The organism is Bradyrhizobium sp. STM 3843, assembly GCF_000239815.1.
GTDB lineage: Bacteria > Pseudomonadota > Alphaproteobacteria > Rhizobiales > Xanthobacteraceae > Bradyrhizobium.
Genome location: NZ_CAFK01000031.1, coordinates 1 through 17,947 on the forward strand (window position 1 = coordinate 1; position 17,947 = coordinate 17,947).

Annotated in this window: 14 protein-coding genes and 1 pseudogene; 9 read left to right on the plus strand and 6 right to left on the minus strand. The window is 64.1% G+C overall.

Going from position 1 to position 17,947, the window contains the following annotated elements:
• The 5 genes and pseudogenes from BRAS3843_RS04490 to BRAS3843_RS04510 form a co-directional block, all read left to right on the plus strand.
• Window positions 1-2,147, plus strand: a pseudogene (locus BRAS3843_RS04490) (hypothetical protein); the annotation flags it as partial.
• A 259-nt stretch (window positions 2,148-2,406) separates the two neighbouring features.
• Window positions 2,407-6,633, plus strand: coding sequence for a tetratricopeptide repeat-containing sulfotransferase family protein (locus tag BRAS3843_RS04495; RefSeq protein WP_008967548.1), 4,227 nt, complete (start codon window positions 2,407-2,409; stop codon window positions 6,631-6,633).
• 422 nt (window positions 6,634-7,055) lie between these two features.
• Window positions 7,056-7,649, plus strand: coding sequence for a formyltransferase family protein (locus tag BRAS3843_RS04500; RefSeq protein WP_008967549.1), 594 nt, complete (start codon window positions 7,056-7,058; stop codon window positions 7,647-7,649).
• 256 nt (window positions 7,650-7,905) lie between these two features.
• On the plus strand, window positions 7,906-8,256 hold the full coding sequence (locus tag BRAS3843_RS04505; RefSeq protein ID WP_008967550.1) for a hypothetical protein: 351 nt from the start codon (window positions 7,906-7,908) through the stop codon (window positions 8,254-8,256).
• Window positions 8,201-8,746: a hypothetical protein gene (locus BRAS3843_RS04510; RefSeq protein ID WP_035980822.1), complete on the plus strand. Its 546-nt coding sequence runs from the start codon at window positions 8,201-8,203 to the stop codon at window positions 8,744-8,746. The genes BRAS3843_RS04505 and BRAS3843_RS04510 overlap by 56 nt, the downstream gene beginning before the upstream one ends.
• A gap of 7 nt (window positions 8,747-8,753) precedes the next feature.
• Here the strand turns inward: BRAS3843_RS04510 and BRAS3843_RS04515 are convergent, their stop codons facing one another.
• Window positions 8,754-8,969 carry a hypothetical protein gene (locus BRAS3843_RS04515; RefSeq protein ID WP_008967552.1) on the minus strand — a complete coding sequence of 72 codons (216 nt, stop codon included), beginning with the start codon at window positions 8,967-8,969 and terminating at the stop codon, window positions 8,754-8,756.
• Between the two features lie 196 nt (window positions 8,970-9,165).
• Between BRAS3843_RS04515 and BRAS3843_RS04520 the strand changes: the two genes are divergently transcribed.
• The gene (locus BRAS3843_RS04520; protein ID WP_008967553.1) at window positions 9,166-10,044 is read left to right on the plus strand and encodes a DMT family transporter; all 879 of its coding nucleotides are present in this window, start codon (window positions 9,166-9,168) and stop codon (window positions 10,042-10,044) included.
• A 215-nt stretch (window positions 10,045-10,259) separates the two neighbouring features.
• Complete coding sequence (locus tag BRAS3843_RS04525) at window positions 10,260-11,726, plus strand: caspase family protein (protein ID WP_008967554.1); 1,467 nt, start codon at window positions 10,260-10,262, stop codon at window positions 11,724-11,726.
• Between the two features lie 73 nt (window positions 11,727-11,799).
• Here the strand turns inward: BRAS3843_RS04525 and BRAS3843_RS04530 are convergent, their stop codons facing one another.
• Both BRAS3843_RS04530 and cysK read right to left on the minus strand, forming a co-directional pair.
• Window positions 11,800-12,039: a BrnA antitoxin family protein gene (locus BRAS3843_RS04530; RefSeq protein WP_008967555.1), complete on the minus strand. Its 240-nt coding sequence runs from the start codon at window positions 12,037-12,039 to the stop codon at window positions 11,800-11,802.
• Window positions 12,040-12,042: 3 nt separating this feature from the next.
• A complete protein-coding gene (gene cysK, locus BRAS3843_RS04535; RefSeq protein WP_008967556.1) occupies window positions 12,043-13,020 on the minus strand; it encodes a cysteine synthase A in 978 nt (325 codons plus the stop codon).
• Between the two features lie 281 nt (window positions 13,021-13,301).
• Here cysK and BRAS3843_RS04540 point away from each other — a divergent pair, with 281 nt between their 5' ends.
• On the plus strand, window positions 13,302-13,532 hold the full coding sequence (locus BRAS3843_RS04540; protein ID WP_008967557.1) for a hypothetical protein: 231 nt from the start codon (window positions 13,302-13,304) through the stop codon (window positions 13,530-13,532).
• 19 nt (window positions 13,533-13,551) lie between these two features.
• On the opposite strand, the gene tgt is transcribed toward BRAS3843_RS04540, so the two are convergent.
• Complete coding sequence (gene tgt / locus BRAS3843_RS04545) at window positions 13,552-14,700, minus strand: tRNA guanosine(34) transglycosylase Tgt (RefSeq protein ID WP_008967558.1); 1,149 nt, start codon at window positions 14,698-14,700, stop codon at window positions 13,552-13,554.
• Window positions 14,701-14,972: 272 nt separating this feature from the next.
• On the opposite strand from tgt, the gene BRAS3843_RS04550 reads away from it, so the two are divergent.
• A complete protein-coding gene (locus tag BRAS3843_RS04550) occupies window positions 14,973-15,998 on the plus strand; it encodes an aspartate-semialdehyde dehydrogenase (RefSeq protein WP_008967560.1) in 1,026 nt (341 codons plus the stop codon).
• Window positions 15,999-16,205: 207 nt separating this feature from the next.
• Here the strand turns inward: BRAS3843_RS04550 and queA are convergent, their stop codons facing one another.
• Both queA and BRAS3843_RS04560 read right to left on the minus strand, forming a co-directional pair.
• On the minus strand, window positions 16,206-17,300 hold the full coding sequence (gene queA / locus BRAS3843_RS04555) for a tRNA preQ1(34) S-adenosylmethionine ribosyltransferase-isomerase QueA (RefSeq protein WP_008967561.1): 1,095 nt from the start codon (window positions 17,298-17,300) through the stop codon (window positions 16,206-16,208).
• A 134-nt stretch (window positions 17,301-17,434) separates the two neighbouring features.
• A complete protein-coding gene (locus tag BRAS3843_RS04560) occupies window positions 17,435-17,899 on the minus strand; it encodes a peptidylprolyl isomerase (RefSeq protein WP_008967562.1) in 465 nt (154 codons plus the stop codon).
• Window positions 17,900-17,947: the final 48 nt, after the last annotated feature.

Consider the following 17,947-nt stretch of genomic DNA (forward strand, 5'->3'; position numbering starts at 1 on the left):
AACACTTCGGTGCTGCCTTCGATGCCGCACAGGGCGCGGTGTTCCAGGGTCGGTTCGACAACGAGCTGCTCAGTGGCACGCTCGAGGCGGATACGGCAGCCGCGGTGAAGGGCCTGCAGGGCATTCTGAACGGCGACACCGGCGCGGCGCTCGCCGCCGACAAGGCGATGCTCGCCGCGGCGGGTCAGGGCTTCGCGGCTGACGCGATGGACGTCTCCGGCAACAACATCGCAATCGGCGGCGCGACCTATGTCGGCACCGCAACGACAGTCTCGACCGCGACCTCAGTGCACGGCCTGGCGCAGGGCACGATTCCCGTCACTGCGAACCCGAACATCGCCAACGGCACCGGCGGGTCAACGACCACGCCTCCCTCCAGTGGTGGCCATCCGATCAACTTCAATCCGACCGCGCTGGCCAACGGCACGTCGAACTTGCTGGTGCGCGCATCTGCACTCCAGCATTCGACCGACCTGGTGCAGGCCGGCGTCGTCTTCAACGATGCAGTCCGCGCCTCGCTGGGCCTGTTCAGCCTCGCCGGCAGCGGCAATTCGCCGACCTTCCTGAGCAGCTATCAGGCCGATATCACCGCGGTGCAGACCGACATCGCGGCGATGCTGGCCAATCCTGGCCAGGTCACGCTGGGTGGGCACACCTTTGCCCTGAACACGACCGACACCGCCGTTCTCACCAATGTCGAAGCTCAGCTGGGAACGCTGCTGAAGGCTGCGGGCGGGATCACCAACGCTGCGACTCTCGCAACGGCTGAGCAGACGATCCACGCGGTGCAACAGGAGATCCTGCAAGAGATCCACAACGACGCGCATCTCACGACTGCCCTCAACGGCGTCACCTACCTGGCCAATACCGGTGCGACCGACGTCGCCTTCCAGGCTTCGCCTGCGGGCGCCGACGATGCCGCCACCTTGGCCGCCGCGACCGCAGGCCATAGCCTCAAGGACGTCGGCTCGGTGTTCAACAAGGTGGTTGATATCGCCTCCGGCGGCATCAACGCTGGCAACCTGCAGGAGGTCAACAATGACCTCACGGCGATCTCGCAGGGCCTGACCGCCATCCTCAACAACAAGACTCAGCTTGCGCAGATCGAGGCCGGCGAAACCGCGAATGCAGCGGCGCTGACCACGATCCATCTGCAAACGGCGCTCGGCCAAATCAACCTGCAGCTCAACAAATACGACGCTGCAGCCTCGACCGGCAATCAGGCGGCGCTGCGCGGCACCGCAGACAACCTGCTCGACATTATCGATATCATTCAGAACGATACGAACCTGAACACCGCCGCCGGTGGCAACGGAGCTGCAGGCCATGCCGGCGGCTTCGCCGAGGATCCGGGCGGGCTCACCGGCACGGTCACCAAGTTCCAGGACAACCAGGCGCAGACCAATTTCTGGGCCTCGTTCCTGGCCGAGGCCAACACCATCAATGCGACGCTGCAGAAGATCGCGACCGGTGGCGCGCAGGCGAGCCAGACCCTGATTACGCAGATCCAGAACTACCAGCACTTCGGCGCCGCCTTCGATGCCGCTCAGGGCGCGGTGTTCCAGGGTCGTTTCGACAACGAGCTGCTCAGCGGCACGCTCGAGGCGGATACCGCCAATGCGGTGAAGGGCCTGCAGGGCATCCTGAACGGCGACACCGGTGCGGCGCTCGCCGCTGACAAGGCGATGCTCGCTGCCGCCGGCCAAGGCTTCGCGGCTGACGCGATGGACGTCTCCGGCAACAACGTCCCGGTCAATGGCGGGACCTATGTCGGCACCGCGACCACGGTATCGACTGCGACCTCGATCCACGGCACGGCTCACGGCACCATTCCGGTCACCGCGAACCCGAACATCGCTAATGGCACCGGCGGCACGGCGACCACGCCTCCCACGACCGGCGGCGGAACAGGTGCCGGTGGCAACAACGGCAACGGTGCGGGCGGCTCGAACAATGGAACGGGCTCGGGCGCGAACGGATCGTCAGGCGGCAATAACAATGGCGGCTGTTCGCACCATTGCGGCGGTCACCACGACGATCATCACCATGACGAGCATAGCAGCCACCACGACGCGGCAGTTGCTCAAGCGGCGAGCCAGCAGGCCGACATGTCTCATCATCAAGCCATGACCCATATGTGGGGCTGACGCCCCGCCTGCATTCCCACAATCAGCCGGCGCAGAACGGTAAGTTCTGCGCCGGCTTCTTTGTGTCTGGTCTGATCGCCCGATGCTGTTGCGGGCCCGCTCGACACAACTTCGCGACGGTCCCGGCAAATTTCCGACCACCGTGTGAGCTTGCGAACGGTTCTAACGCCTCGCCACACCGAAGCTCGCGTGAAGCCTCCGTTTCGCTCAATTCTGTCCTGACAACGGTTCGCGTCCAACCTCTGAGCAAGTCTTTCTCATGACCGAACATGCCGTCGCTTTCCGTCCGCGTCTGGTTTCGACGTCGCCGGCGTCCTCGCCTTCGATCAGCCCGGCCGTCGAAGAAAGCACGTTGCAAGCGACGGAGCAGGCGTTTCGGCAGCTCCTTGCCGTACAGCCACGCCACTTCCGAACGCTCTGCAGCCTGGCCATGGTCCGCGTCCAGCGCGGCGACACGGACGAAGCTCAGAAGCTGCTCGCCCAGGCCGCAGATCTCGCCGACCAATCCGCCGACGCACATCTGATGGTGGGCAAGGCCTTCGCGGGTCTCGGCGACATCGACAAAGCCAGACTGCATTACCAGCGCGCGATCGAACTCGGCCTCGACGGTGCCGAGCCGCACCTTCTCTTGGGTCATGCGCTGTGCAGCGTCGGCGATGTCGCGAATGCCGTTCCGCATTTCGAGCGGGCCATTGCGAGCGACGACAAGAACGCCGACGCGCACCAGAGCCTTGGCATCTGCTACCAGCTACTCGGACAGTTCGAGCGCGCCATCGCCCATCATGGAGCCGCCATCGCGGTCAGGCCGAATTTTGCGGCCGCCTTTGCCGGGCTTGGCGATGCCTGTCGGCAACTTGGCCGTCATCAAGACGCGATCGCGCAGTATCAGCATGCGCTGTCCATCAATCCGCAGGCGCCGACCCTGCTGCTCAATCTGGGCGGCTGTTATCATGCGACCGGTCAGCTCGATGCGGCGATCCGCAGCTTCCAGCAAGCGCTCGCATTGAGCCCTCAGTTGGCCGACGCGCACTATAATCTCGGCAATCTGTATCTGCAGATGAACAGCGGGCTCGCGGCCGTCTTCCACTATGAACGCGCCCTGGCGGCCCGCCCTGCCTTCCCTGAAGCGCATAACAATCTGGCCAATGCGCTGCAGTCCCAAGGCAAGCATCAGCAAGCGCTCGCGCATTATGATGAGGCAATCCGCCAGCATCCCGGCTACGCCGATGCCCATCGCAATCGCGCTGATGCGCTGCGGGCGATGAACCGATACGATGATGCCGTCGCGAGCTATCAGGCCGCGCTCGCTCACGCGCCCCGGGACACCAAGACATTCAATCATCTCGCCAGCGTGTTGATGGTCACCGGCCGGCTCGACGAGGCGGCGGCCGCCTATGAGGCCGCGCTCAAGATCGCGCCGCAAAATGCCGGCGTCCATCTCAACTACGCGGCCATCAAGCGCTTCACGGACGGCGATGCACGCTGGCCCTATCTGCAGGATCTGGCGCGGCGCGAGGAAAGCCTCACGGACGGCGAGCGCATCGCCCTGCACTTCACGCTGGGCCGCGCCTATGCCGACGTCAAGGACGGCGAACGCTCCCTCTTCCATCTCCACGCCGGCAACCGTCTCGAGCGTCAGCGCCTCAGTTACGACGAGACCAAGACCCTGCAGCAGCTGGAGCGCATCCGCAGCGTCTTCAACAAGGACGTGATCGCGCAACGCTCCAAGGGCGGCGAGCCGTCGAACCGGCCTGTCTTCGTCATCGGCATGCCGCGTTCGGGCACCAGCCTGATCGAGCAGATCCTGGCGAGCCATCCGGCCGTACACGGCGCCGGTGAGGTCAATTATTTCGCCGCCGCTGCGGAGGCCTATACCGGTGGCGGGCGCGGCGACTATCCCGAGATGCTGGCCAAGATGCCGGACGAAGATCTGCGCGAACTCGGGAAAGCCTACCTGTCGCGCTTCGCCGGATCGGAAGCAGCCGCCGAGCGCATCGTCGACAAGATGCCGTCGAACTTCCTGTTCGCAGGCCTGATCCATCTCGCGCTGCCGAACGCTAAGATCATCCACGTCAGACGCAATCCGATCGACACGTGCCTGTCCTGTTACTCCCTTCTGTTCGCCGAACCTCAACCGTTTGCCTACGATCTCGCCGAGCTCGGACGCTACTACCGCGCCTATGACGCGTTGATGGACCACTGGCGCGCGGTGCTGCCGGACGGCGTCATGCTGGAGGTGAGCTACGAGAACGTGGTGCGCGACCTCGAGTCCGAGGCCCACCGGATCGTCGCCCATTGCGGTCTCGACTGGGATGATAAGTGTCTGTCGTTCCACGAAACCGAACGGCCGGTGAACACTGCGAGCCTGGTTCAGGTTCGACAGCCGCTCTTCGCCGGTTCGGTCGGGCGCTGGCGTCTTTACGGCGACCGGCTGAAGCCGCTGCTGGAAGCACTCGGCCCCCGTGTCGTACTCACCGACCTGGTCGCGGCCACCCAACAAGACGCAACCGGCCGGGCCGCCCCTAGCAACCTTGTGGCCCCGGTCGTCACCGAGCCGAACCGCGCCCGTCCCATCGATCTCGTCGCCGCGCAAGGCGCCCTGAAAGCTGAAGCCGAGCGCGCCTTCACGGTAGCCAAGAAGCTGCAGCGGCGCGGCGATCACGACGACGCTGAGAAGCTCTTCAGCTTCATCCTGGCAAGCCAGCCTGATCATTTCGGCGCGCTGGTCGGCCTCGGCACCATCTGCACCCAGGCCAATCGACTGGATGAGGCCAGGCAGCATTTCCTGAAAGCCGTGGCCATCGATGATCGCTCCGCCGAAGCTCACGGCAGCCTCGGCGCGGTCGAAGCCGCGGCCGGTCGGTTCGAGGCGGCGGTCGGCTACTATCTCAAGGCGCTGACGCTCGCTCCGGATCATCCCGGGATCATCTACGCTTATGCCATGGCGCTGCAGAGCCAGGGCAATCACGACGAAGCGATGGCGATGCTGAAACGGGCCATCGAGCTCAAGCCGCAGCACCTCGACGCGCATTTTGCGCTCGGCAACCTGCACTATGCCGCCGGCAAGGACATCGAGGCGGCGAAATGCTACCTGAAGGTTCTCGACTACAGTCCGCAACATGCCGAGACCCACAACAACATCGCCAATGTCCTGTTGCGGCAAGGCCATGCCGAGCGCGGTATCGAGCATTATCGAAGGGCGATTGCGAGCAAGCCGGACTATGCCGATGCCTATGGCAATCTCGGCAACGCGCTGCTCGAGCTCAATCGCCTGGAGGAATCGATCGAGCAAAATCTGCTCGCGCTGAAGATCAAGCCGGACCGCTTCGGTTCCTATAACAATCTCGGTGTCGCCTATCAGGCGCTCGGCCAGTTCGAGGAGGCGACCGCGGCGTTCGAACGCGCGCTCGAGCTGTCGCCGGACGAAGCCCCGATCCACCTGAACCTCGCGAACATGGAGAAGTTCAAGCCCGGCGACCGTCGCCTACCCGGCTTGCAGAGCCTGCTCGGACACGTCGATCTGCTCGACGAGGAGAAGCAGATCGCGGCGCATTTTGCGATGGGCAAGGCGCTTGCCGACCTCAAGGACTATGACATCGCGTTTACGCATCTGCAGAAGGGCAATGCGCTGAAGCGGAAGACGTTCGAGTATGACGAGGCGCAGCGACTGGCGATGATGAAAAATGTCGCCGCCAAGTTCACGCCGGAGTTCTTCCAGTCGGTCGCGGGACATGGGGATACATCGTGGTCTCCGATCTTCATCGTCGGCATGCCGCGCTCAGGTACGACGCTGATGGAGCAGGTGCTGGCCAGCCATTCCAAGGTGTTCGGTGCCGGCGAACTCGAGACCTTCAAGGATCTGATCGGAGACTGCGCCAAGCGCCAGCGCGTCCTACCGGCCTATCCCGAGCTGATCAATTTGCTTCCGCCGGAGCAGATGACGCAGCTGGGACAAGACTACACGGCCCGGGTGCGTGCGCTGGCGCCCGAGGCCGAGCGGATCGTCGACAAGATGCCGCTCAATTTCCTGTTCGTGGGGCTGATCCATGCCGCGCTTCCGAATGCCCGGATCATCAATGTCAAGCGCGACCCGCTGGACACCTGCATCTCCTGCTACTCGCTGCTGTTCACCGGCAGTCAGCCGTTCGCCTATGATCTGGCCGAGCTCGGGCACTACTACCGGGGCTACGAGGCGGTGATGGCGCATTGGCACAAGGTGCTGCCGCCAGGCGTCTTGACGGATGTCCAGTACGAGGATCTGGTCGACGATCTCGAGGGAGCTTCGCGCGGCGTGCTGGCCCATTGCGGCCTGGACTGGGAAGATGGCTGCCGTGATTTCCACAGCACGCAGCGCGCGGTCCGCACGGCAAGCCTGATGCAGGTGCGCGAGCCGCTCTATCGCCGCGCGGTCGGAAGCTGGCGTCGATACGAGAAGTTCCTCGGGCCCCTCCAGGAGGCGCTCGGGCCGGATCGTGAGCCTTCGTAAGCGCGCAATCCGGGCCGGCAAATAACCGGGTGCACAGGCTCCAGGGACATGTGGAGGAGCGGGCACCCGGCTATTCGGCCGCTCGGCGGAGGCGGCGTTTTGATATTAGCCTCAACATTTTAACGAACTGTCTTGAGGAACTGACGCAACGTGGCCGTAGGGCTACGTAGAGCAAGCCTGCGCAGTCCTCCGCCGCGCGAGCTTGAGCCGATCGTGGCCAGCTCCGCCACCCGGCCGAACTGCCGCTTCCTGCAGCACAATTTCGATTTTGGCGCGACTTGCAACCTTTGCGCGGCGCCAGAGCTGTGATGAAAGACCACGAGCCGCTTGACCGGCGCGTCCAGGATTGGTTTGACCCAATATCGCCGCAGTCCAACCCTTTTGGCCCGCCCCTGAATCCAACCTCGGAAGACACTCCAGCCATGCGTATCACCCTCGTCGGCTCCCGACATTTCGGTGTGGCCACACTGAACATGCTGCGCGACAAGGCCGTCGAGATTGCCCGCGTGGTCGTCCACGATGGCGAGGATCGCCTGGCCGCCGCGGCCCGGGCCGCGGGCATCGAGGTCGTGGTCCAGGCCGATCCCAAACTGGTGACGCCGCAGGAAATCGCTGCTGGCACCGATCTGATCGTCACGGCACACAGTCATGCGCGCGTGGCGCAGGCGGCGGTCAGAGCCGCCAAGTTTGGCGGCATTGGCTACCATCCCTCGCTGCTGCCGCGCCATCGCGGCAAGGCCGCCGTCGAATGGACCATCAAGGAGGGGGACGCGATCGCGGGCGGCACGATCTATCACCTCGCCGAGCGCATGGATGCGGGCGCGATTGCCGCCCAGGAATGGTGCTTCGTCAAGAAAGGCGAGACGGCACGCGAGTTGTGGGAGCGTGCACTGGCACCGCTTGGCTTGAAGCTGCTTGGCGAGGTCATCGACTACGCCAACGCGCATGGCACCATCCCCGCCAAGCCCCAGGATGAGCAGTTCGCCACCAAGGCGCCGAGCCTCCCGCCCCAGTGACGGCAGCTCGCTGCTCAACGGCTTGACGAGCCGAGCGGGCCTCGTCACTGCAATTCCAGGACAAGTGGCCGGCAGCCGGCCTCAAATCCTGCGATCTCGGCCGCCGCGCTGCCGCGCCGGCTCCCTCCCCGAATTGGAATTAACCTTTATCTATTTGGTATTACTCGGAAATTTCAAGATATCGCGCTGCGGCAAATTTTCGTCACATTTCTTCCAAATAAACCTAGGCCATCACCCACATTTGAGGAATTGATTCATGCGTCACAACCGCATTGGAATGGCTCTTCTCGCGGCAATTTTGGCGGGCGGCGCTGCTGCCCCTGCCCTCGCCCAGACGCCCTATGACGGACAGTGGCAGGTTACAATCGTCACCAACAGCGGCAGCTGCGAGCCGTCTGCAAGCTCGACCTTGACGGTTGCCGACGGTAAGATTTCGGCGCCAGGCGCCAATGTGTCCGGTTCGATTGGGCGCGAAGGCCTGGTGAAGGTCTCGATCAACGGTGCATATGCGAATGGTCAGCTCAGCGGCAACTCCGGTTCGGGCAAGTGGAATGGAGCTTCAGCAGGAATTCCCTGCAGCGGTCGCTGGCAGGCGTCGCGGATGTAAGAGACGTTATTCTCATTCGAAGATGGTTCGGCGGGTTGTGGCAGCCGCCGTATTGTTTGGGGCGTTGGGCGTCGGTGCGCCCGGTTACGCCCAATCCGGCCCTTTCGCCGGAATGGCCGGCAGCTGGCATGGCTCCGGCACGGTCGCCCTCGAGGATGGTTCGACGGAACGAATCCGCTGCCGCGCGATCTATGCCGTGTCCGGTCCGAACATGAATCTGTCACTGACCTGCGCCAGCGACGCCTACAAGTTCAACCTCTCAGGCAATGTCGTTGCCCAGGGCTCGGCGATCTCCGGCAGCTGGAGCGAGTCCAGCCGTGGCATCACTGGTGTGCTGCAGGGCCGCGGCGGCGGCGGCAATTTCCAGCTGGCGGCAAGTGCAGCCGGCTTCAACGCCAATATTGCGCTCTCGACCCGCGGGAACCGGCAGTCGGTCTCGATCCGGGCCGATAGCCAGTTCCGCGGCGCCAATATCTCACTGTCACGCTGAGTGTCGTTTAGCCGCGGCGCGGGGTCCCCGGCTTGGGCGGGACGAGCTGCGCCGCGGTCTGCTTGATCGTCTTCGCAATCAACAGCGCCTGCTCCTTGGTCATGGCAAAATCCTGCACGCCTTTGTGCGTGGTCAGCGACAACACCATCAAATGCGGCTCCTGTTCGGGCCAGCCGGTCGCGAACGCCGTGAGAAAATCTGCGGAGGTGGGACGGTCGGACATGGCGTGATCTCACTTCGAGTTGCTTGAGGACCGCCGTTTAGGACGGAACACGCCAGCGCTCCACGATTTTGTTGCACCCTGAGGAGTTCCGCGCCTCGCCTGATGATGGTGCAATTGTCGATTTCGTTTGCAAAGCTGCACCTGGGAGGCGATACAGCCCTGCCCTCGTTTGAGGCAGTCACCTCCCCTCCCGCCAATGCACAAACCCGCTTCCAAGACGATGGCCGCCCTGTGGATGGCGGGCTGGCTCAGCCTGATGCTGGTGATGGCGGTCGCCGGGCGCGAGGCGCTGCGCGACCTCAACCTGTTCGAGCTGATGGAGCTGCGCTGCCTGCTCGGGCTCGCAATGTTATCCCCGGTGGTCTGGCTGAGCGGCGGCCCCAAGGTGTTGCGGACCAAGCGGCTGCCGCAGCACATCGCGCGCAATCTCATTCATTATGTGGCGCAGCTCGGCTGGTTTTTCGCGCTGACGCTGATCCCGCTGGGCCAGGTCGTGGCCATTGAATTCACCATGCCGATCTGGACCGCGCTGCTGGCGGCGAGCTTTCTCGGCGAGCGCATCACGCCGTTCAAGCTCCTGGCCATTGCGCTCGGCCTGATCGGGGTCCTCGTGATCGTCCGTCCCGCGACAGGCGCCATCAATCCGGGCCAGCTGATTGCGCTGGGGGCCGCGGTCGGCTTCGGCATCTCCATCGTGCTGGTGAAGTCGCTCACCCGCACCGAAGCCACCGTCTCGATCCTGGTCTGGATGCTGTCCATCCAAGCCGTCGCAGGCTTGGTGCCGTCGGTCGCGTTCTGGAGCTGGCCCTCGGGCAGTGTCTGGGGCTGGATTGTCGTGATCGCGTTCTGCGGCACATTCTCGCATTTCTGCATGGCGCGCGCGATGCTCTATGCCGACGCGACCATCGTGGTGCCGATGGATTTTCTGCGCGTGCCGCTGACGGCCACCGCCGGCTGGCTGCTCTACTCCGAGCGGTTGGATGCGTTCACCGTATTGGGTGCAGCCCTGATTCTCGGCGGCAACCTGCTCAACCTGCGCCCCGCGCAGCCGGTCGCCGTGGGCGCCCGGAGCTGACGTCAGACCTCTCTCGGTCGCCTTCGGCCGGTCGATCCTGGGTCAGAATGTGATGTGATCACGCAAGTCACACGTGCGCGATGCGTTGGCATCGCGCAACAGTCCCAGAAAAACCTGCGCCCGAGGCGGCTTTTTTGCATCGGGATCAAGACCTTTTCTCGTCAGCCGCGACTAATGTCGCAGTGATCATTTCGCTGCTCATGGGGGATGTTCGGATGCGTTATCTCACCATCGGTCTGTCGCTGTTCTGCATGGCGCTGACGGCAAACGCCGCCAAGGCGGATCGCCGTGTCGCCTTCGTGGTCGGCAATGGTGCCTACAGGAACGTCGCGCAGCTGCCGAACCCGCCGGTCGATGCCAAGGCCATGGCCGCGACATTGCGCAATGTCGGGTTCGATGTGGTGGAAGGTACCAACCTCACCCGCGACAAGATGACCGAGAAGCTGCTCGATTTCGGCCGCAAGGCGCAGGGTGCCGACATCGCAGTGTTCTACTACGCAGGCCACGGCATTGCGATCTCCGGCAGCAACTACCTGCTGCCCGTCGATGCCGACCTGAAATCCGAAATGGACGTGAAGCTGGGCTCGGCTATCAACATCGACGTGACGCTCGATCAGACGATGGGCGATGCCAAGGTCAAGCTGGTATTCCTCGACGCTTGCCGCGACAATCCCTTCGCGGCCAAGATCAAGTCGAACTCGCCGACCCGCAGCGTCTCGGTCCAGGCTGGCCTTGCGGAGATGAAGTCTGGCGAAGGCACCCTGATCGCCTTCGCCACGGGTCCCGGCCAGACCGCGCTCGACGGTGAAGCCGGCGCCAACAGCCCGTTCACCCGCGCCCTGATCGCCCATATCGCCCAGCCCGGCGTCGAGATCCAGCAGGCGATGACGGCGGTGCGCGCCCAGGTCAACGAAGAGACCAACAAGGGCCAATTGCCTTGGGGCCACACCAACCTGATCGGCGCGGTTTATCTCAATCCCAGCGCAACACCTCCGGCGACGACAGCCACGATCCCGGCCAACAGTCCAGCCAATGCTGCCGCTTCGTCGGCAGGCGAGGCCGAGCTCGAATTCTGGCGCTCGGTCAAAGACTCCAACAGGCCGGAAGAGCTCAACGCCTATCTCTCCGCCTATCCGAACGGGCAGTTCAAGAGTCTGGCACTGGCTCGCATCGCATCGATCGACAGCGGGACCGCCAACAACGCCACACGCGCCGTTGCCAAGGGTGTCGACCCCGCCGTGTTCACCGAGGAAGGCACCCAGGTCAGCGAGGACCAGATCGGTCTCGACAAGGCCAAGCGGCGCGACGTACAGCGTCGGCTCACCGGGCTCGGCTTCGACAACAAGATGACCGGCATCTTCGACGACGAGACCCGGAGTGTCATCAAGCGCTGGCAGGCCGCACGCGGCTATCCCTCGAGCGGTTATCTGACCAAGCTGCAGCACAAGGCGCTGCTGGCTGAGGCCCAACCCGCGCCGGCTGCGGCTTCGGTGGGTGAGGACGGCACCAGGCTCCGCCGCGCCGCCAAGCCCAGCGGCAATGTGGCAACGGGCAGCGCTCCACCGCCGAGCGGCGCGCCGGTCTACCGCAACCCGCCGCCGGACAATGCCGGCAATGCTGCCGGCGCCGCCTTCATCGGCGGCATGATGGGCGGCGTGCTCGGCGGCGCATTGCGCAGGTAGTCGCTGCTCGGAGGCAATAGCGAAAAAGCTCGGGCCATGCCGTCCGAGCCTTTTTGCCGTTTGCGCATGCGCGTTACAGCCCAGCCGCCTTGCGCAGCGCCGCATTCATGCGGTCCTGCCAGCCGGGACCGTCGGCCTGGAAATGCTCGAGCACGTCCTGATCGATCCGCAAGGTCACCTGCTCCTTGACGCCGGGGATGGCCGCCTTTTTCGGCGGTGCCTCGACCGGCTTGGCCGTGACTTTCTTGAAGGCGGCTTCCGCCTCGGTGCGGGCGTCGGCGAGCGTTCTTGGACGGCGGGGCTGGTCGGCCATGATCTAGATCCCTTCGAACAAGGCGGTCGACAGATAGCGCTCCGAGAACGACGGCACGATCGCAAGTATCGTCTTGCCCGCGCTCTCCGGCCGCTTGCCGATCTCGAGTGCCGCCGCGATCGCCGCGCCAGAGGAGATGCCGCCGGGAATACCTTCATTGCGCGCCAGCGCGCGCGAGGTCTCGATCGCGGTGGCGCTGTTGATCTTCACGATCTCATCGATCACCGAGCGATCGAGAACGTCGGGCACGAAGCCTGCACCGATGCCCTGGATCTTGTGCGGAGAATGCGTCCCGCCCGAGAGCACGGGGCTTTCCTCCGGCTCGACGGCGACCACCTTTAGCGACGGCTTGCGCGGTTTGAGCACCTGGCCGACACCGGTGATGGTGCCGCCGGTGCCAACACCGGCGACGAACACGTCGATATTGCCGTCGGTGTCGTTCCAGATTTCCTCCGCGGTGGTGCGGCGATGAATTTCGGGATTGGCGAGGTTCTTGAACTGCTGCGGCATCGCCGAGTTCGGAGTGGTTCGCAGCAACTCCTCGGCAGTCGCGATCGCCCCCTTCATCCCCTGTGCTGCCGGCGTCAGGACAAGCTCGGCGCCGAGGTAGGCGAGCATCTTGCGCCGCTCGATCGACATCGATTCCGGCATCACGAGCTTGAGCCGGTAGCCGCGTGATGCCGCAACGAACGCAAGCGCTATTCCGGTATTCCCGGAGGTCGGCTCGATCAGCACGCTGTCCTGATTGATGACGCCGGCCTTCTCCATGGCGATGATCATCGCCGCGCCGATGCGATCCTTCACGCTCGCAGCCGGATTGAAGTACTCGAGCTTGGCGAGGATCGTGGCATTCACGCCGTGCTGCTCCGGCAATCTTCGCAGCCGCACAATCGGTGTATTTCCGATCGCCTCGACGATCGAGTCGAACACGCGCCCGCGGCCGGGTCGTTGCACCTTTTCGGTCACTGATGACGCATTCATTGAGACACTCCAGCGCGAGCGCGACGGTTGATGTTTTCGTAAGGCATCATTGGTCACAGTGTTGCGCCGCGCAAGCACGTTTCTGTGAGTCAGCAGCCGCTGCGCCGCACAAGCTTTCAAAGCTAAATTACGCAAAAACAACGCATTTGTGTTGCGACATGGTCAAACATTTGAGAGTATATTGACTGTGACATCGAGGCCTCATCCACCTTGTGTACTCATAAAGGTAGATCAGGTCGCCACGTCGAGATCGCCATTTCCCGACCGCAACGGAGGTCCCCATGTCAGCAGTCGCTGAATTCATGTCGACCAAGATGCAGAAGCCGGATCCGCGCGGCAGCGATCTCCCGACATGCCCAGTTTGTGCAGATTCCATGATCGCGGCGGAAGCGTCCGCCTATCTCGCGGATAATGCGATCAGCTATCTCTGGACCTGCGACACCTGCGGTTACGGCTTCGTGACCAAGCACACGGTTCACAAACGTTTCGCCTGCAGCGCTCTGTCATCCTAACGTCATCTCACGCTGTCAGTCATCGCGCGGCGATATCGCCGCGCGACCAGTTTGTGCGCGTCTCAGCATAGAATTGTTCAAAAGTTCCTGTCGCGATCGCATCGCGCAGGCCGGCCATGAGCTGCTGATAGTAGGCGATATTGATCTCCGACAGCAGCATCGCGCCGAGGGTCTCGCCTGACTTCACGAGGTGGTGCAGATAGGCCCGCGCATAGCTGCGGGCCGCCGGCCATGGGCTCTCCTCGTCGAGCGGCCTCGGATCGTCGGCATGACGCGCATTGCGCAGGTTCACCGGCCCGAAGCGCGTGAACGCGACGCCATGGCGGCCATTGCGCGTCGGCAGCACGCAGTCGAACATGTCGATGCCGCGCTTGACCGACTCCAACAAATCGTCCGGCGTGCCGACGCCCATCAGATAGCGCGGACGATCCGCAGGCAGCACCGGCGCGGTGGCCTCGATCATCGCCAGCATCACGGCCTGCGGCTCGCCGACAGCGAGACCGCCGATCGCATAGCCATGGAAGCCGATTTCGACCAGGCCGCGTGCGCTCGCCTCGCGCAGAGTTGGGATGTCGCCTCCCTGCACGATGCCGAACAGCATATAGCCGGCCGGCGCAGTCTCGAAAGCACGACGGCAGCGCTCCGCCCAGCGCAGGGAAAGGCGCATGGCACGCTCGATGTCGTCCGGCTCGGCCGGCAGCCGCACGCATTCGTCGAGCTGCATCGCGATGTCCGAGCCAAGCAGCCGCTGCACCTCGATGGCCCGCTCCGGCGACAGCTCGATTTTCGTGCCGTCGATATGCGAACGAAACGTCACGGCACTCTCGGTCACCTTGCGCAGCTCGGACAGCGACATCACTTGGAAGCCGCCTGAATCGGTCAGCATCGGCCCGCCCCAGCCGGTGAAGCGCTGCAGGCCCCCGAGCGCCGCGATCCGCTCCGCGCCGGGCCGCAGCATCAGATGATAGGTATTGCCGAGCACGATATCGGCGCCGGCGTCGCGGATGTCGCGCCAGTGGATGCCCTTCATGGCGCCGGCGGTGCCGACCGGCATGAAGGCGGGCGTCCGCACGACGCCATGCGGCGTGGTCAGACGGCCGGTGCGGGCGTTGCCGTCGGTCGCGAGCAGCTCGAAATGATTGGGAAGGTGCGTCTCGGATAAGCTCATGGCGGGCTTATTGCGTCAGCATGGAGCCGGTTTCAACCTCGTAAGCCCCCAATTCCCGTCACAAAGCCCGTTGACGGCGGTTCCGACCGCCCCTATGGTCCCGCGCCATGTTCACCGCGACCAAACGCACGACGAAAACCACCAAGCCCTGCCGGGCCTCGGGAGGCGTGCGCGCGTAGACGAACCTAGCCGCGACATCTTCGAACCGAAGCCCCGCCTGATGCCAGGTCCGGGGCTTTTTTATTGCCTGAATTCCAACTGGAGATAGAGACGTGAAGAACGACCCCGTTGTTGCCATCGTCGGCGTGACCGGCGCTGTCGGCGCCGAATTCATCGCCACCATGGACCGCCGCAATGTCCGCGTCGGCCGGCTGAAGGCGCTGGCGAGCGCGCGCTCGGCCGGCAAGACACTGAGCTTCCGCGGCCAGACGATCACCATCGAGGAGCTGAACGAGCGCTCATTCGAGGGCGTCGACATCGCCCTGTTCTCTGCCGGCAGCGGCATCTCGAAGAAGTTTGCGCCGATCGCGGTCCGCTCCGGCGCCGTTGTGGTCGACAACTCCTCGGCCTTCCGCATGGACCCGAACGTGCCGTTGGTGATCCCCGAGATCAACGCCAACCGCATCCGCGACCACAAGGGCATCATCGCCAATCCGAATTGCGCGGCGATCACCGCGCTGGTGCCGCTGTGGCCGATCCACCAGACCAACCGCATCAAGCGCGTGATCATCGCAACCTATCAGGCCGCGAGCGGCGCAGGTGCCGCCGCCATGGACGAGCTGGTGCAATCGACCCGCGCCAGCCTCAACGGACAGGTCTACACGCCGCAGGTGATGCCGCATCCCTACGCCTTCAACCTGTTCAGCCACAACACGACCATCGACCCCGAGACCGGCTACAACGACGAAGAAACCAAGGTCATCAAGGAGACGCGGAAGATCTTCGAGGACGACAGAATCGCGATCGGCGTCACCTGCGTCCGCGTCCCGGTGCTGCGCGCCCATTGCGAGGCCATCACCTTTGAATGCGAGAAGCCGATCTCGGAACACGACGTGCGACGCATTCTCGCCACCGCGCCAGGCGTGCGTATCGTCGACGATCGTGAGAAGAACTATTTCCCGATGCCGGTCGATGCCTCCGGCCAGGACGACGTGCTGGTCGGCCGCATCCGGAAGGATCTGTCGGATCCTTCCGGGCATTCGATCGCGATGTTCGTCGCCGCCGATCAGCTCTTGAAGGGCGCGGCGCTCAACGCGGTGCAGATCGCGGAGCTGTTGCCGGAGCGCGCGATGGCGTAGCTGTCTCCCGGCGTCATTGCGCGCAAACAACATCAACGCGAAGACTGTCATCATCCGCGAAGGCGGATGATCCAGTACTCCGAGACGTTTGTGATGAGTCGAGACGTTGCGGAGTACTGGATGCCCCGCATTCGCCGGGGCATGACGATCGAGAATTAGGCGACGGCTTGCGCTTACGCTCCCCGCAATGACCGCGCATGCCGCACGCTAGGGGGTCCGCACCTCTTGCTCGCCACGGCGGAACAACAGGCACGCATCTCCGTAGGAATAGAACCTGTAGCCTTCGGCGATCGCGTGCGCGTAGGCCGCCTTCATGGTGTCGAGCCCCGAGAAGGCCGACACCAGCATGAACAGCGTCGAGCGCGGCAAATGGAAGTTGGTCAGCAGAATATCGACCGCGCGGAAGCGGTAGCCGGGCGTGATGAAGATCGAGGTCTCGCCTTCGAACGGCGCGATGGTGCCGTCGCCGGCCGCGGCGCTCTCCAACAGGCGCAGCGAGGTGGTGCCGACGGCCACGATGCGGCCGCCTTGCGCGCGCGCCTCGCACAGCGCCGCGGCAGTTGCCGCCGACAGGCTGCCCCACTCCGCATGCATCCGGTGACCCGCGGTGTCTTCGGCCTTGACCGGCAGGAAAGTGCCGGCGCCGACATGCAGGGTGACGCGCTGCAGGCCGATCCCGCGGGCGCGCAAGCGCTCCTCCAGCGCCGGCGTGAAATGCAGGCCGGCGGTGGGCGCCGCGACCGCCCCCTCGTTCACCGCAAACATGGTCTGATAGTCGTCGGCGTCACGCTCGTCGGCCGCGCGCTTGCCGGCGATATAGGGCGGCAGCGGCGGCCGGCCGAGATCGGCGATCGCCTGATCCAGGGTCGGGCCATGAAACGAGAACGACAGCGTCACCTCGCCCTCGGCGCCCTTGGCCTCGACCGAGGCATCCAGGTGACCGAGCAAACACACTTTGCCCTCGTTGCCGAAGCGAATGGTATCCCCGGCCGCGAGCTTCTTCGCCGGCCGCACCAGCGCCTGCCAGCGCGAGCCGTCCAGCCGCTTGATCAGCGTGGCTTCGATCTTGGGTTCAGTGTCGCGCCCGATGCGGCGGCCTGACAGCTGCGCCGCGATCACCTTGGTGTCGTTGACGACCAGCTGGTCACCCGGCTCCAGCCAATCCGGCAGATCGCCGATCAGGCGATCGCGCAGCACGCCGTCGTCCTGCACCACCAGCATGCGGGCGGAATCGCGCGGACTTGCCGGCCGTAGCGCGATGTTGTCCGGCGGGAGATGGAAATCGAAGAGATCGGTGCGCATTCCAGGCTCGGCACCATGCCGACCCTCATCCTGAGGAGCGCATCAGCGCGTCTCGAAGGATGAGGCCCGGAGGTCGGGGGCTTCATGGTTCGAGACGCGTGCTGAGCACGCTCCTCACCATGAGGATCGATATATTACGCCGCGTCCGCGGCCATATACGCCTTGACGATCTTGTCGGGGTTCTGCACCGGCTCGCCGCGCTTGATCTTGTCGACGTTCTCCATGCCCTCGGTCACCTTGCCCCAGACCGTATATTGCTTGTCCAGGAAGCGGGCGTCGTCAAAGCAGATGAAGAACTGGCTGTCGCCGGAGTCGGGGCTCGCGGCGCGGGCCATCGAGGCGGTGCCGCGCACATGCGGCTCGGCGTTGAACTCGGCCTTCAGCTTCTTGCCGGAGCCGCCGGTCCCGGTGCCGTGCGGGCAGCCGGTCTGAGCCATGAAGCCGTCGATGACGCGATGGAAGACGATCCCGTCGTAGAAGCCATCCCGCACCAGCTCCTTGATCCGCGCCACATGATTTGGCGCCAGATCCGGGCGCATCTCGATGGTGACGGGGCCCTGGGTGGTCTCAAGGATCAAGGTATTTTCGGTGACAGCCATGCTTGTCTCTCAATGGTTTGAGTTCGACGCGTTGACGAAAAACGCGTC

Excerpts from the sequence above, each read along its gene's own strand:
- BRAS3843_RS04520 (WP_008967553.1), top strand. The coding sequence starts at position 9,166 with ATGCACAAACCCGCTTCCAAGACGATGGCCGCCCTGTGGATGGCGGGC.
- BRAS3843_RS04500 (WP_008967549.1), top strand. The coding sequence starts at position 7,056 with ATGCGTATCACCCTCGTCGGCTCCCGACATTTCGGTGTGGCCACACTG.
- BRAS3843_RS04510 (WP_035980822.1), top strand. The coding sequence starts at position 8,201 with ATGGAGCTTCAGCAGGAATTCCCTGCAGCGGTCGCTGGCAGGCGTCGC.
- BRAS3843_RS04505 (WP_008967550.1), top strand. The coding sequence starts at position 7,906 with ATGCGTCACAACCGCATTGGAATGGCTCTTCTCGCGGCAATTTTGGCG.
- queA (WP_008967561.1), bottom strand. The coding sequence starts at position 17,300 with ATGCGCACCGATCTCTTCGATTTCCATCTCCCGCCGGACAACATCGCG.
- BRAS3843_RS04515 (WP_008967552.1), bottom strand. The coding sequence starts at position 8,969 with ATGTCCGACCGTCCCACCTCCGCAGATTTTCTCACGGCGTTCGCGACC.
- BRAS3843_RS04560 (WP_008967562.1), bottom strand. The coding sequence starts at position 17,899 with ATGGCTGTCACCGAAAATACCTTGATCCTTGAGACCACCCAGGGCCCC.
- cysK (WP_008967556.1), bottom strand. The coding sequence starts at position 13,020 with ATGAATGCGTCATCAGTGACCGAAAAGGTGCAACGACCCGGCCGCGGG.
- tgt (WP_008967558.1), bottom strand. The coding sequence starts at position 14,700 with ATGAGCTTATCCGAGACGCACCTTCCCAATCATTTCGAGCTGCTCGCG.
- BRAS3843_RS04530 (WP_008967555.1), bottom strand. The coding sequence starts at position 12,039 with ATGGCCGACCAGCCCCGCCGTCCAAGAACGCTCGCCGACGCCCGCACC.
- BRAS3843_RS04525 (WP_008967554.1), top strand. The coding sequence starts at position 10,260 with ATGCGTTATCTCACCATCGGTCTGTCGCTGTTCTGCATGGCGCTGACG.
- BRAS3843_RS04495 (WP_008967548.1), top strand. The coding sequence starts at position 2,407 with ATGACCGAACATGCCGTCGCTTTCCGTCCGCGTCTGGTTTCGACGTCG.
- BRAS3843_RS04540 (WP_008967557.1), top strand. The coding sequence starts at position 13,302 with ATGTCAGCAGTCGCTGAATTCATGTCGACCAAGATGCAGAAGCCGGAT.